16 protein-coding genes are annotated in these 14,501 nt (G+C 49.0%); 12 read left to right on the forward strand and 4 right to left on the reverse strand.

Annotated elements, in window-relative coordinates; genetic code table 11:
* Window positions 1-63 precede the first annotated feature (63 nt).
* The gene (locus AC2T0J_RS10410) at window positions 64-636 is read right to left on the reverse strand and encodes a TetR/AcrR family transcriptional regulator (RefSeq protein ID WP_489810065.1); all 573 of its coding nucleotides are present in this window, start codon (window positions 634-636) and stop codon (window positions 64-66) included.
* Between the two features lie 184 nt (window positions 637-820).
* Here AC2T0J_RS10410 and AC2T0J_RS10415 point away from each other — a divergent pair, with 184 nt between their 5' ends.
* The 12 genes from AC2T0J_RS10415 to AC2T0J_RS10470 are packed head-to-tail and all read left to right on the forward strand — an operon-like array spanning window position 821 to window position 12,466.
* Window positions 821-1,654 (forward strand): alpha/beta fold hydrolase, encoded by an 834-nt coding sequence (locus tag AC2T0J_RS10415; protein ID WP_489810066.1) that lies wholly within the window; start codon window positions 821-823, stop codon window positions 1,652-1,654.
* A 16-nt stretch (window positions 1,655-1,670) separates the two neighbouring features.
* The gene (locus AC2T0J_RS10420) at window positions 1,671-1,979 is read left to right on the forward strand and encodes a bifunctional 3-phenylpropionate/cinnamic acid dioxygenase ferredoxin subunit (RefSeq protein WP_489810067.1); all 309 of its coding nucleotides are present in this window, start codon (window positions 1,671-1,673) and stop codon (window positions 1,977-1,979) included.
* The gene (locus AC2T0J_RS10425) at window positions 1,976-3,220 is read left to right on the forward strand and encodes an NAD(P)/FAD-dependent oxidoreductase (protein ID WP_489810068.1); all 1,245 of its coding nucleotides are present in this window, start codon (window positions 1,976-1,978) and stop codon (window positions 3,218-3,220) included. The genes AC2T0J_RS10420 and AC2T0J_RS10425 overlap by 4 nt, the downstream gene beginning before the upstream one ends.
* Before the next feature lie 30 nt (window positions 3,221-3,250).
* A complete protein-coding gene (locus AC2T0J_RS10430) occupies window positions 3,251-4,147 on the forward strand; it encodes a VOC family protein (protein ID WP_489810069.1) in 897 nt (298 codons plus the stop codon).
* 17 nt (window positions 4,148-4,164) lie between these two features.
* Window positions 4,165-4,947: a 2-keto-4-pentenoate hydratase gene (locus AC2T0J_RS10435; RefSeq protein WP_489810070.1), complete on the forward strand. Its 783-nt coding sequence runs from the start codon at window positions 4,165-4,167 to the stop codon at window positions 4,945-4,947.
* 10 nt (window positions 4,948-4,957) lie between these two features.
* Entirely contained in the window at window positions 4,958-5,887 is a 930-nt protein-coding gene (locus AC2T0J_RS10440) for an acetaldehyde dehydrogenase (acetylating) (protein WP_489810071.1), read from the forward strand.
* 15 nt (window positions 5,888-5,902) lie between these two features.
* Complete coding sequence (dmpG, locus tag AC2T0J_RS10445) at window positions 5,903-6,919, forward strand: 4-hydroxy-2-oxovalerate aldolase (RefSeq protein WP_489810072.1); 1,017 nt, start codon at window positions 5,903-5,905, stop codon at window positions 6,917-6,919.
* A 2-nt stretch (window positions 6,920-6,921) separates the two neighbouring features.
* The gene (locus AC2T0J_RS10450; protein ID WP_489810073.1) at window positions 6,922-7,893 is read left to right on the forward strand and encodes an NAD(P)H-dependent flavin oxidoreductase; all 972 of its coding nucleotides are present in this window, start codon (window positions 6,922-6,924) and stop codon (window positions 7,891-7,893) included.
* A 14-nt stretch (window positions 7,894-7,907) separates the two neighbouring features.
* Window positions 7,908-9,758, forward strand: coding sequence for an AMP-binding protein (locus tag AC2T0J_RS10455; RefSeq protein WP_489810074.1), 1,851 nt, complete (start codon window positions 7,908-7,910; stop codon window positions 9,756-9,758).
* A 44-nt stretch (window positions 9,759-9,802) separates the two neighbouring features.
* Window positions 9,803-11,107 (forward strand): aromatic ring-hydroxylating oxygenase subunit alpha, encoded by a 1,305-nt coding sequence (locus tag AC2T0J_RS10460; RefSeq protein ID WP_489810075.1) that lies wholly within the window; start codon window positions 9,803-9,805, stop codon window positions 11,105-11,107.
* A gap of 14 nt (window positions 11,108-11,121) precedes the next feature.
* Window positions 11,122-11,673, forward strand: coding sequence for an aromatic-ring-hydroxylating dioxygenase subunit beta (locus AC2T0J_RS10465; RefSeq protein WP_489810076.1), 552 nt, complete (start codon window positions 11,122-11,124; stop codon window positions 11,671-11,673).
* A 13-nt stretch (window positions 11,674-11,686) separates the two neighbouring features.
* Window positions 11,687-12,466 (forward strand): SDR family NAD(P)-dependent oxidoreductase, encoded by a 780-nt coding sequence (locus tag AC2T0J_RS10470; protein WP_489810077.1) that lies wholly within the window; start codon window positions 11,687-11,689, stop codon window positions 12,464-12,466.
* A gap of 417 nt (window positions 12,467-12,883) precedes the next feature.
* Here AC2T0J_RS10470 and AC2T0J_RS10475 read toward each other — a convergent pair whose 3' ends face one another.
* Genes AC2T0J_RS10475 through AC2T0J_RS10485 form a run of 3 tightly spaced genes read right to left on the reverse strand, consistent with a single transcriptional unit; the run spans window position 12,884 to window position 14,291 of the window.
* Window positions 12,884-13,369: a DUF6644 family protein gene (locus AC2T0J_RS10475; RefSeq protein ID WP_489810078.1), complete on the reverse strand. Its 486-nt coding sequence runs from the start codon at window positions 13,367-13,369 to the stop codon at window positions 12,884-12,886.
* Window positions 13,362-13,847 (reverse strand): hypothetical protein, encoded by a 486-nt coding sequence (locus AC2T0J_RS10480; protein WP_489810079.1) that lies wholly within the window; start codon window positions 13,845-13,847, stop codon window positions 13,362-13,364. The genes AC2T0J_RS10475 and AC2T0J_RS10480 overlap by 8 nt, the downstream gene beginning before the upstream one ends.
* A gap of 27 nt (window positions 13,848-13,874) precedes the next feature.
* Window positions 13,875-14,291, reverse strand: a complete 417-nt coding sequence (locus AC2T0J_RS10485; RefSeq protein WP_489810080.1) for a DUF6152 family protein — start codon at window positions 14,289-14,291, stop codon at window positions 13,875-13,877.
* Between the last annotated feature and the right edge of the window lie 210 nt (window positions 14,292-14,501).

The following is a 14,501-nucleotide window of genomic DNA, read 5'->3' on the forward strand; positions in this document are numbered from 1 at the left end:
AATCAACCAGTCTGCTGATGGTTCGGCAGATTCGGACAACGCTATCCTAAAATGCGCAAATATCTAGAAAAGTGAGTCGAATATGCGGTTAATTTTCGAATCATCCAACTGTTTGCCAAGTACCGCTATGCCTTGCATTGCACAATAAAAACGCATGGCTTTCAGCTCCGCTTCAGCATCGTCATTACCCAGAGCTTTAAAATTTCCGGAAATAAAAGCTAAACGGTGCCTGTCGACTTCATCCAGCACCGAACTTACCTCGCGATCGCTTTGCGCCCAGTTACGTATGGCCTGTTCCAGGTTAGCCGCTTCGGCCTTCTGACTGCGTCTGGCAGGTAGTAAAAACAACTCTTTAAGCCGCTCTTCAGGGCTAAGGGAGGCGCTGCTAAGGCGCTCTATGATGGCACTGGTTGAGCGCGTTCTCCATCGGTTAATTATCTGATCTAAAAGCTCTTTCCTGTCTTTGTAATGCCAGTAGAAACTGCCTTTTGTGACGTTCAGTTTTTTCGCCAACGGCTCTACTCTGACCGCAGTAATGCCGTTTTTTGCTAATTCGAATTCAGCCTTGTTGAGCCAATCTTCAGCTGTCAGTCGCTGACTGGCAGGCACGGCGTCTGGCACTGATGGTGTTGCCATATCAAATACTCACCTCTTGCTAAATAACGGCATTGTAAATCAACTCACCGCAAAAAACGTATCCCTGTCTAAGATAACCACATTAACATACGGTAGCGTATTGACAATTCGGCCATCAAGTAATAACGTGATAAAAAAGTAAATAATTATATTTTCCTTATAGCAGGTTGTACGAGGTGCAAAAATGAAACAGGGCAATGTGCCTGGCAAAGGCAAAACCATTGAAGCGTTTGGTTTACAAACTAATTATCTGGAAGAAGGTGAAGGACAGCCGTTATTGCTGTTACACGGTTCCGGGCCTGGTGTTTCGGCCTACACCAATTGGCGTAAAATCATCCCTGAACTGGCTAAGCATTTTCGTGTCATCGCACCAGACTTAGCCGGTTTTGGCTATACCGAGCGCAAAGCGGACTTTTCTTACGATATTAAACACTGGGGTAAACACCTGCTGGCATTCCTTGATGCGCTGGGTATTGAGAAGACTCATGTGGTTGGTAACTCATTTGGTGGTTCACTGGCGCTGGCCACCGCAGCGCGTTTTCCCGAGCGATTTGAGCGAATTTGCCTTATGGGTACGCCCTGCGACAAATTTATGATGACACCAGGCCTGCGCGCCGGGTGGGATTACACCCCCTCACTGGAGAACATGCGCAAAACATTGTCTCACTTCCCATATTCCGCAGATTCTATTACCGATGAACTGGTGGAAGAACGTTACCAGACAAGTCTTATTCCCGGCGCGCAGGAAGGGCTTCGTAAGTTGTTAGCAGAGCCTAACCCTGAGGGCGATACCCCGCTGTCTGGTATGCCTGAACATATCGCTGCCAAGATTGAACATCCAACGCTCGTTTTACACGGCCGTGAAGATAAGGTTGTGCCAACTGAAATGGGTATGAAGTTAGGTCGCTCTATGCCAAATGCAGATATGCATATTTTTGCCAAGTGTGGTCACTGGGTAATGGCTGAGCGTCCTAAAGAGTTCCTTGACCTGGTTGTCAACCATTTCAAAGCCGCTTAAGTCACGGGAGTTTACGATGTTGTTTGTTTGCAAATTAGATGAACTTGAGCCTGGTGAAGCCATTAAAGTCGATTCAGTAAAGCCACCTATCGCGGTGATTAGAGGCGAAAGTGGCGAAGTCTATGCTATCGATGATACCTGCTCTCATGCTGAAGCTTCATTTTGTGACGGTTTTGTCGAAGGGGATACGGTTGAATGTCCGCTGCATATGTCAGTGTTTTGTCTTAAAACTGGCGAGCCGGAAAATCCACCAGCCACCAAGGGGGTGGGCACGCACATTGTGGATATCCGCGACGGTGAAATATACCTTGAGGTGCAGCGATGAGTGCGCCGATTGAATCGGTGATTGTGGTAGGTGCCAGTGCTGCTGGCATCAGCTGTGTTCGACAACTGCGTAAAGGTGGTTTCGAAGGCAGTATTACACTCATCGACAAAGATGAAAATGGCGCTTACGAACGCCCGCCGTTGTCCAAGCAGGTACTCATGTCTGCAGAGACTACAGCGCAAGATATCTTGCTCATCGACACTGCTGAGCTGGACGAGCTGAAGGTCACTACGCTGTACGGTAACGCACTGGTTGAACTGAAAGCGCAAACTCGCGAAGTCGTGCTTGCCTCAGGCGCAACGCTTACTGCCGACGCCATTGTTATTGCAACCGGCGGTGAAGCACGCCGCTTGCCCATTGAAGGCGCCGATCTACCTGAAGTGTTGGTAATGCGACATTATGCGGACGCGATAAAGCTTCGTGGAATCGTCAAGCCGGGCGCCAAAATTGCAGTTATAGGCGGAGGGTTTATTGGCGCTGAAACGGCAGCGTCACTGGCTAAACTCGGCGTTCAGGTTGAATGGCTTGATGCCGCCTCACTACCCATGGGTCATTTACTACCGCAATCATTGAGTGAAGCGCTGGTAAAACACCACTTGCAGTCGGGTATTAAACTCACCACAAATTGCCGTATCAGCAAATTTACTAACGAAGGCGACGCCGCCGTCACTATCGAATTTACCAATGGTGACAAACTAGAGGCCGATGCCATTGTACTGGGTGTCGGCATGCTCCCTCATTTACCGTTTATTGCCGACGATACCAGCAAGGAACTCCTGCTCAGCGATGCCGGCGGTATTAGCGTTGATGAAACACAATCAACACGCATTAATGGTATTTATGCCGCAGGCGATGTTGCGGCAGTAACCCAGGCAGACGGCACCACTATGCGTCATGAGCACTGGCAGTCTGCGCAGTTTCAGGGCGAGCGCGTAGCCGCATCGATTCTTGGCACTGAGCAGCCCGAAGCGCCTACACACTGGTTTTGGTCAGATCAGGGCGATCTGCATATCGAAATGGCTGGCCACATGCTAGCCGAGAGTGAATACCTGGTGAAACGCGAAGAAGGAGATTGGCCAGTGTATTTCAGTGTGAAAGACAACCGTGTGGTTGGCGCTGTCAGCGTCAACAACCCCAACGCTGTGCGCGTTGCACTCAGAATGATTAAAAACAACGTGAATGCTGATCCGGAGAAACTGGCTGATCCGGCAGTATCACTGCGTGCCCAAATGCGCGGCTAACGGCTGCGCTTACTCAATTTTAGGAGATGGATGATGTCAGAGATTAAAGCGCTAGGATACCTGGGCTTCTCAGTGTCAGACACCGACAAGTGGCGTGATTATGCTCAAAACGTGCTTGGTGTAGCCGTAAAAGAAGCCGACAATGGCGACCTGGTTTTACGAATCGACAGCTACGCCTGGCGAATCAAACTGGCCAAAGCAGACCATGACCAATTGGATTACGTGGGCTGGGAAGTTAGTGACAAGCAAGCCCTTGAGCAATTGAAACAACGGTTAAGTGCCGCCGGTATAGCCTGGGAAGATGGCGGTAGAGCGTTAGCCGATGAGCGCCTGGTTAAAGAACTTATTATTTTCAATGATCCCGATGGAACACGTTGCGAAGCCTTTTTTGGGCCGTTGCAGAAAACCAACAAGGCGTTTGTCAGTCCACAAGGCTTTCGTTTTATTACTGGCGAGCAAGGCCTTGGGCATATCGTACTGGTTACCCAGGACCACGCCGCTCAGGAAGCTTTTTATACCGAACTACTCGGTTTTAAAGTCTCTGATTATATCAACACCGAAGTGGTACCCGGTAAGCCACTAAGTATTACCTTTTTACGTTGTAACGGACGCCACCATTCACTGGCGCTGGCACCGGTTCCCATTCCGGCTAAGGTGGCGCACATTATGCTCCAGGTCGACAACATCGATGATGTTGGCCGCGCAATGGATAAAGCAGAAAAGGCTGGCTGTCACTTCTCGTTTACCCTTGGTCGTCATTCCAATGACGAAATGTTGTCTTTCTACACAATGAGCCCGTCTGGCTTTGATGTCGAATTTGGCTGGGGGGCAATCGAGGTAGATGACGACACCTGGCATGTCAAAACCCACGACGTTAACTCAGCCTGGGGCCATAAATTTCAGTTTCCGCCCCGTAAAAAGAAATAAAGTCAGGTCTGTACCCTATGAGTAAAGCAATTATAAAAGAGATGGCGTCGCATATCTTTGACGCATATCAAGGCACTGCAATTTCACCGATCCGTACGCTGATGGATCACCCACAGGTTGAGGACGCTTATGCAGTTCAACACCAAAATCACCTGCGCTGGACCGAAGCGGGTCGCCGCACTATTGGCCGTAAAATCGGCCTGACATCTGTCGCCATTCAAACTCAGTTGGGTGTTGATCAGCCTGACTACGGCATGGTTTACGCTGATACCTGTTACTGCTCTGGCGAAGAGATCTCAGCCAGTCAGTTTTTACAACCTCGTATTGAAGCGGAAGTGGCATTTGTTCTGAAGCGGGATCTGACCGCACCGGATATCACCATTATTGATGTGCTTAATGCCGTGGACTACGCCGTGGCGGCGCTAGAAATTGTGGATAGCCGTATCGCCAAGTGGGATATCTCGTTGTTCGATACCATCGCAGATAACGCCTCTTACGGCGGTATTGTGATGGGCACTACACCGGTGCCACTGTCGCAGTTGGATCTGGAAGGTTGCGCGATGCAAATGACCAAGGGTGACGAGGTTATTTCCACTGGCGTCGGTCGCGCCTGTTTAGGTAATCCATTACACGCCACCCTGTGGCTGGCTAAAACCATGATTAAAAACAACCAACCGCTTAAAGCCGGTGATGTTGTGCTGTCTGGCGCGTTAGGCCCGATGGTTCCCGTTAAGGCAGGTGATAGCTTTACTGCCACGATCGACGGCCTGAACGGCGTGTCTGTTCGGTTTACTGAATAGGAGATTTGTGATGTCTGATAAAGTAAAAGTAGCCATTATTGGCTCAGGTAACATCGGTACGGATTTGATGATTAAAATCATTCGTACTTCTGAACACCTTGAAATGAGCGTACTGGTGGGTGTCGATCCGGCATCTGACGGCCTTGCTCGTGCCAACCGTATGGGCGTAGCAACCACTCACGAAGGTATAAACGGCCTGATGGCGATGCCAGAGTGGAACGATATCCAAATCGTTTTTGATGCCACCTCTGCCGGCGCCCACGCGACCCACGCAAAGCTATGTAATGAAGCGGGTAAAACCATGGTTGATTTAACCCCGGCCGCCATTGGTCCGTTTACCGTACCAGTGGTTAACGGCGAAGAAAACATAAGTCAGCCAAATGTGAATATGGTGACCTGTGGTGGACAGGCAACAATTCCTGTTGTTTACGCGGTTTCACGCACCACCGATGTGCTTTACGCCGAAATTGTCGCGTCTATTTCGTCTAAATCCGCCGGGCCTGGTACCCGCGCGAATATCGATGAATTTACCGAAACCACCTCACACGCCATTGAGCAGGTAGGCGGGGCAAAGCGCGGTAAAGCTATCATTATTCTGAATCCTGCCGAGCCACCTATGATGATGCGCGATACGGTATTTACCTTCTCGCCAGATGGCGACGAAGCTGAAATCGCAGCCAGCATCGATGAAATGGTAAAAGCGGTGCAAAGCTATGTACCGGGTTACCGTCTGAAACAAAAGGTACAGTTCGATCGCTTTACCGATGACGCTCCGCTGGACTTGCCCGGTGTTGGCAAAATCAGCGGCTTGAAAACCTCAGTATTCCTTGAGGTGGAAGGCGCAGCGCACTACCTGCCGTCGTATGCCGGCAACCTGGACATCATGACGTCCGCAGCGCTGAAAACGGCGGAAAAAATCGCCATTGCAAAGCAGAACTAAGGCGGAGACAGACCAATGACCAAAAAATTATATATTCAGGATGTAACGCTGCGTGACGGTATGCATGCCATACGTCACCAATATGGTATCGAGCATGTTCGTAACATTGCCAAAGCGCTGGAAGAAGCCGGTGTAGATGCTATTGAAGTGGCACATGGCGATGGCCTCAGCGGCAGTAGCTTTAACTATGGCTTTGGCGCCCACACCGACTGGGAATGGCTGGAAGCCGTTGCTGATGTACTGGATAAGTCCGTACTGACTACGCTGTTGTTACCCGGTATAGGTACCGTAGAAGATTTAAAGCGCGCCTACGACTTAGGCGTGCGCTCAGTTCGTGTTGCAACACACTGTACTGAAGCTGATGTATCTAAACAACATATCCAGACCGCTCGTGAAATGGGCATGGATACCATTGGATTTTTGATGATGTCGCATATGACGTCACCAGAAAAACTGGCTGAACAAGCCAAACTGATGGAGTCCTACGGGGCCACGACTGTTTATGTGGTAGACAGTGGCGGCGCCATGAACATGGACGATATCGAAGCGCGCTGTCTGGCCATGCGGGATGTGCTCGAAGAAAGTACGGCGCTTGGCATTCACGCACACCATAACTTAAGCCTTGGCGTAGCCAATAGCATTATGGCGGTGAAAAGTGGCGTCACTCGCGTCGATGCATCCCTTACCGGCATGGGCGCCGGTGCAGGTAATGCGCCATTGGAAGTGTTTATTGCGGCAGTCGATCGCATGGGCTGGGATCACGGCTGCGATTTGTACAAATTAATGGATGCTGCGGAAAACCTGGTACGCCCTTTACAGGATCGCCCGGTTCGCGTTGACAGAGAAACCTTAACTCTCGGTTATGCCGGTGTTTACTCCAGCTTCTTACGTCACGCCGAACAAGCCGCTAAACGTTATAACCTGGATGTTCGGGAAATTCTGGTAGAAGTAGGTCACCGTAAACTGATCGGCGGTCAGGAGGACATGATTGTTGATGTGGCGCTGGATATTCTGGAAAAGAAAGGGCAGTAACCATGGCTAATCGTGAATTGGTAAATTCGTTGTACCAAAAAATGCGTCTGCCAACCATCATCGCGCCGATGTTTTTAATCTCGGGGCCGGATTTGGTTATCGCCGCCGCAAAAGCTGACATACTCGGCTGCTTCCCGGCCCCTAACGCCCGCACCATTGAGGACTTAAAAGGCTGGCTGGCCAAAATCGATGCCGAACTTGCAGGCACCGACAAGCAAGGCATGTGGGGCATGAATATGATCGTGCACAAGAGTTACGATCGTTTTGACGCCGAAATGGAGCTGGTAGAACAGTACAAACCCAAGTTCGTAGTGACTGCGTTAGGTAGTCCCAAACGTGTACTCGAACGGGTTCATGCCTTCGGTGGTAAGGTATTCGCCGATGTTATTTCTCTTGAACATGCCCGTAAAGCCACTGAAGCCGGTGTGGACGGTTTAATTCTGGTGTGTGCCGGTGCCGGTGGTCACACCGGCAACTACTCACCGCTTTCCTTTGTGGAGGAAGTTCGCCGTTTTTACGATGGCCCGCTGATTGTTGGCGGTTCTGTTCAAAACGCCAGTTCTATCGCAGCGCTGCTCGCATTAGGTGCAGACTTCGCTTACATGGGTACCCGCTTTATCAGCTGTAAAGAAAGCCTGGTTAACGACGACTACCGTGAAATGCTGGTTCGCGCCAGTATGGAGGATGTGGTGACTTCTGATGCGGTATCCGGGGTGCGTGCCAACTGGCTGAAAGAAAGTTTGCAACAGGCCGGCTTTGACCTGACTGCTAAGAAAGGTGGCACTACTGACATTGATTTTTCCAATATTCAGGGTGAAGGCAAAGCCTGGAAAGATGTATGGGGTGCAGGCCACGGTGTGGGTGCTACACAGCAGATAGAGACCGTTCAGCAAGTTGTGAATGCACTGGCTGACGAGTTAGAAACCGTTAAAACCGTGTTGGCTGACAAACTGTCTGCCTGGCCAAATCAATAAGGGAAGGACACAACATGCTTGAGCATATAGCAAACGAAAGCCCCGAACTGACAATGGGCACTCATGAAGTAGTTAAACAGGTTCTTGCTGGTGGTGGTGTGATTTTGCGTAATGCAGAAACCATCGACCTCGACGATAAAACCATGCTGGACTGTATTGATTTTTGGTCGCAGAAAAGTCCTAACATGGTGTTCTTACGCGAACGTACCTCCGATGGCTGGGCTGAAATCTCCTATAAAGAATTCAGTTTGCGGGTAAAAAACGTCGCCGGTCACCTTGGTACCCTGGAGTTGTCAGCCGAAAAACCACTGATTATTGTTGCGCCTAATTCAATTAATCACGCGATTGTGGCTTTCGCCGCAATGACCATTGGTGTACCAGTTACCCCGGTATCTGTGGCGTATGCGCAAATTGGTGATACCTTTGAGCGTTTACAGAGCATTATCAGCACGATTGAACCTGGCGCTATTTACTTTAGTGACACTATCTTTTTCAAACGCGCGATCAACGTTATTCAGTCTACGTTTGATATTCCGTGCATCGCCTCACACTCCAATAATGAGAAAGTGCCGGCAATCCGCAATATGCAAAGCATCAGTGAAGAAGAGGTTGCTGCCTTGCGGGCTAAGGTCACGCCGGATACCGTATGTAAAGTCATGATGACCTCCGGTTCTACTGGTGTGCCTAAAGGTGTTATCAACACCCATCGTATGATGTACAGCAACCAGGTTGCGGTTTATAAAATGTGGCCGATGCTGCAGGACCTGACGCCTAATCTGGTTGACTGGTTACCCTGGAGCCACACCTTTGGTGGCAATGCGGTTTTCAATATGGTGTTGTTCAATGGCGGTACTATGACTATCGACGATGGTAAGCCAGTGCCGGGTCAAATTGGCCGAACCGTAGAAAACATCTGCCTGATTCAGCCAAATATCCATTATAACGTACCGGTAGGAATCGAGGCGCTGGTTGCTCAGTTTGAAGACAACCCCGTGATCGCCAGGAAATTCTTCTCCGAAGTAAAGATTATCTTTGTCGCGGCGGCAGCGTTACCAGATAAAACCCGTAACCGGTTAAAAGAATTGGCTGTCGAAGCCGTGGGCAAAACACCTAAGCTGTTTGCTGGTTGGGGATCTACTGAAACGGCGCCGTTTTCTACCTGCCTGAACTTTGATTCAGACCTGTCGGTAAATATCGGTGTGCCGATTCCGGGTACTGAAATCAAACTGACACCGGTGCAGGACAGACTCGCACTGGCGGTGCGCGGTCCCAACGTGATGCCGGGTTACTGGCGTAACGAAGACGCCACCAGGAAAGCCATCGATGAAGAGGGTTTTTATTCAATGGGTGACGCCGGTCGTCTGATCAATCCGGAAAACCCCTCAGATGGTCTGGTGTTTGAAGGGCGTATTTCAGAAAACTTCAAACTCAATACCGGTACCTGGGTTAATGTCAATCAGGTACGTGTAGCCGTTTCTGCAGCGCTGAAAGGCTTATGTCTGGATGCCGTAATTACCGGCCATAACAAGCCCGATATTGGTGTGCTGCTGGTGCCCAATATAGGCAAGCTGACAGAGCGCTTTGAATTAAGTGATGCAGAACAAACGGCAGCGCATTTGCAGACCATCGAGGAGTACATCAGAGATGTGACTGAACGCCTCTCCGAATACAATGAAACGCATTATAGTGCAAGCACCCGTGTTCGTCGCTTTGCATTGTTGCCAGTCCCACCGTCCGTTGAGAAAAACGAGATGACGGATAAAGGTTACCTGAATCAACGCGCACTGCTGGACAACTGGTCTGAACTCATCGAAGCCATGCATGACCATAAGGCCAGCTCTTCACTCACTTTTCACGCTTTTTAAAGCAGGCCGGTGCGTGTTCACCGGCTTAGTTAGAGGAAATTAAAATGTCCATTAATTTTAAATCATTGATTGACCACGAAAAGGGCATCGTCGATCGCCGTATTTTCTGGGATCAGGAAATTTACCAGCAAGAACTGAAACAGATATTTGCCCGCTGCTGGCATTTTGTGGCGCATGAGTCACAGATCAAAACATTCGGTGACTTCATTACAACCTATATTGGTGAAGATGCCGTTATTGTTGCCCGTGCAAAGGACGGCAGCATTAACGTTATGCTTAACAGCTGTCCGCACCGTGGTAACAAAGTGTGCTTTGCTGGTGAAGGTAAAATCCGTTCATTCGTGTGTAACTATCACGGCTGGGCATTTGGTCTGGACGGTAAGTTAAACGGCATGCCGAATAACGAACTTTACGATAATACCGAAGGCTTCAATAAAGAAGACTGGGGATTACACAAAGCCCGCGTAGAAAGTTATAAAGGTTTGGTATTTGCCACGTTTGATCCGGAAGCACCTTCACTGGGTGATTACCTGGGGGACTTCCGTTGGTATCTGGATGCCATTCTGGACATTGATGAACAAGGTACCGAGTTCCTGCCCGGTACTACCCGTTCTGTGATGCAGTGTAATTGGAAATTCCCGGCCGATAACTTTGTTGGTGATATTTACCATGCACTGTGGACTCACCTCGGTGGCGCCGAAGCAACATTGAAAGAGCATGGCGGTGTTGTGGTATCTAACGAAAATTCTTATCAGGCCAGTGTTAACGGCCATGGTTGGGAATTCAGTTTGGGTAACAACTTTGGTAATGCGGCCACCATGGGCGAAAAGGATATCGTTAAATACCTGCGTGCCCGCGAGGAAGAAATCAGTAAACGTTTAGGCAGCATCCGCGCCAAAATGTGGGGCTCGGTCGCCTCAGGCGCTATCTTCCCTAATTTTGCGTTCTTGCCGGGTTATTTTACGTTCCGTACCTTTCTGCCAAAAGGCCCGATGGAAACCGAACTGCACAGCTGGACGCTGGTACCCAAAGAAGCGTCGGATGAAATTAAAGCCAAATGGCGTTTAGGCACCATGCGCACCTTCTCTCCGAGTGGCATTCTGGAAATGGACGACGGTGAAAACTGGGAACACGCCACCGCAGCGAACTCAGGTTACGTTACCCGACATCAGAAGTTGTGCTACAGCATGAATCCAACCAAAGGGCAGACAGTGCCATTGGATATGCCGGGTGAAACCGTCGTTGGTCAGTTGAATGACAGCAACCAGCGTTTATTCTTCAAACGTTATGCTGAGTTTATGGATGCAGCCAGCTGGGCTGACATTCCGTTAGCACCGATTACTAAATAGGGGGAGGGATAATCATGAGTACTAAAGAACAATTACTCGCTCTGGAATGCAAAGGCGAACACGTTGACATGCAAACCTATTTTAACGTTCAGCGTTTTGTAAATCGCGAAGCGAACTGGCTGAATCATGAGCTACTCAATGAGTGGAGTAACAGCCTGGAAGACGATCTTGTGTATTGGATCCCGCTGCGCGAAAACCGTTTGCGTCGCGATAAAACACCGGAAATCAGCCCTTTTTATGTGTCAATGTTTGACGAAGACAAAGCCTCTATCATGATGCGCCTGAAGCGTAACGATTCGGGTATGTGCTGGACCGAAGATCCGCCTACCCGTCAGGTGATGTCGGTTTCTAACCTGGAAGTATTCCACACCGATAAAGTCGATGAGTTTGAAGTACACACCGTATTTGCCTTGTACCGTAATCGTTTTGAACGCGACGATTCCACCATTATGGGTCGCCGTAAAGACATCTGGCGTAAGGTAGGCACTGAATACCGTTTGGCGGGTCGTCTGGTGCTGTTACAGCAATCCACGTTGCTGACCAAAAACTTAAACGTATTTATGTAAGCAAAGGTTATTCATGCAAATGTTACAAGACAGACGGGTCATTGTTACCGGTGCCGGCAGCGGCATTGGTAAAGCTATCGTCACCCGCTTTTTAGCCGAGGGGGCAAAAGTCATTGCTGTGGTACGCAAAGCGGAGCAGGTAGAGGCTTATACCGACACTGATAATTTTTGCTATGTGGTGGGCGATATCAACGACTACCAAACCAACGCTGAGGCTGTTGCAGTAGCTGAAGAAAAATGGGGCGGTCTGGATTCAATGATCGCTAATGCGGGCGTTTGGGATTTCTTTAAGAAATTGCAGAAAATGACCCCGAATGAGCTTGAAGATGGCTTCGGACAAATGATGAATACCAATGTCCGTGCCGTTCTGATGGCGGCTCACGCCAGCTTTGAAGCGCTTAAGGCATCCGGCGGTAATCTGATTGCCACTGGCTCCAATGCCTGCTTCAGACCAGGTGGTGGAGGTCCGTTATACGTTGCTTCCAAGTATGCTCTGCGCGGCGTTGTAGCACAGCTAGCGCTGGACTTTGCCCCCCACGTTAGGGTGTGCGGCGTCGCGCCGGGCGCCACCGATACCCCGATCAAGGGGACTGATGCGCTCAATCAAACCGAAAAAGCCATGAACAGCGATCGTTCACGCCTTGACACCATGGGCGAGCATATCCCACTGGGACGCGTTTCTGAACCGGAAGAGCATATGGACTTATATGTGTTGCTCGCCAGTAAAACCGGAGCGAGATACGTCACTGGTTCGATTCTGGTTAGTGATGGTGGCTTAACGTCAGGGCAGTAATTCTCCTCCTGCCTTGATTGTCCAAAATGCTGGTAGCCAATTGACTGCCAGCATTTTTTTTAGAAAGCATCATTGATGCCCTGCTTTTGTCACTGGCCATTTTAAGACTTTATCGATATGAAACCAGGTGATTTGAAGTTAGATTTAATTACTCTATAGATGCCCTTTAGTATGATGTGTCATTTCCAGCGCAATCTAATTTGCCAGGCCGCTGAAGCTATTGTGGGGATAAATGGGATGGCACGTTAGTGCTCTTCAAGATTACTTAGAGATTTAACGTTTAACTGGGAAAAAGCGTTTTTGCAGATGGGTTTTACGTTAATAAAATGAGTAGGACAGACTGTCTTACAGTAGGAAGGGTCTCGACCACCACCCGTATCAGATACTTCTGATGGCGGCCGAGGGGGCAAGGCGGATTTAATATTCTACATAGGGAATAAGGCGTCCACCTATAATTACGCAGGTCCAAATTAGCAGTGACGTACCGCTGGTCAACTTAGCCAGAACGTTCTGCGTTGTGCTACTGCGGCCAGCCAGTGAAGGGCGGAACACCGCAAACTCAAATACCAGGGCGTTAATACCCGCTACGAGAATTAGCAACATTTTTACCTGAAAGGCAATATTGATAAAATAACGGTCCGGATCGGCAAAAATAAAAATGATGCCAGTTAGCAGGTTGACCGAGAAGGCTATGAGCGCAATGGGGACAAACTTGTGAGCCGTTTCCATTGAAATGCTTTTTAAAAAGCCCATGCCGCGAAGGTCTACCACCAGTAATGCGCCGACTAACATCGTCAGGCCCATAAAATGGAGGGTCTCTGCCGCCGGGAAAATGACGTAACTTGAGGTGATGAATTCGTGCAGTGTGGTTGATTTCAACCAGCTTGAAAGTTCATTAAACATAAAGAATATATCCAATTAAGCGCCCTGATAAAACAACGCTAAGCCACCAGATCCCTAGTGTGATCGCCGCTATTATTTTATGGCTCTGGCAAACAGCAACTGCTCCATCGTTAACCATAGGTTTGAGCAAGTGCTTATCGAGATAAATAACCAGTATCAAGCCAATTATGATCATCAGAATCTTGATTTGAAATGCGATGTTAAAAAACAGCTCACTGGCTGCTGCCATAAACAAAGCAACGCCCGATACGAAATTCAGTAACAGGCCAAAAATCAGCACCGGGGCGAGCGTCCGAAGACTGGATGGCTTTACTGCTTTGGGAAATCCCAGGATATTGATAGCGATAATGGCCGTAAGGCCCACAACAATAGCCATACCTACCGCATGGGAGGCTAGTGTGATGGCATACCCCCAGGCGGAGGCGGCGACCCATTCGCCGATCGTGCTCTCTTCCAGGGACATTAAAAAGTCAATCATAGTCATGATTCCGAAATAACATGCAGTTTAATCTAATGCCTTGTCGAGGCCTTTGGGATCACCCATTACCGTACCGTCCGGCAGATGAATTTCACGTAAGTACATTAAAGGTGAGCCATCTTTTGAGGGGTGGCCAATCAGTGTGACAGTCATACCACGTTTTACTCCTTTAAAGTCCCAACCCCGGCGTCTTAACAGGTTTGCAGCCGCTGTTTCGACCTCCCATTCCTGGGCTTTGCCCTCAATGGTCACACCATCCTTTTCGGTCACTTCTATTTCAAGCGTGCCATGGGGATTTCTGAATCGTACTCTGGAGAGTTCACCTGTTATAGATATTCGGTTTTCGATATCATAGCCTACCGCTGAATGGTGAGCTTCCACCCGGTCAGATAAAAAACCACCCGCGACAAATAAACAACAAACAAGTAAAAAGTAATTTTTCATAACAACTACCTAAAATAGAACGTTGGTCTATTTTACATTTAAAAGGTCGATATACAATAGCTTTAAACAAAATAATTACCGATTGTTAACATCGGTTGCGATTTGTGTTTGGCAATAGATAACCCTGGGTACTTATTGTATAGATTGATTTCTCGCCATTTAATCCGGGTATTACCGGCCTTACGGGAAGGTTTTGTTCAGAGTGAAGTA

This window comes from Alteromonas sp. ISO5, from assembly GCF_058105165.1.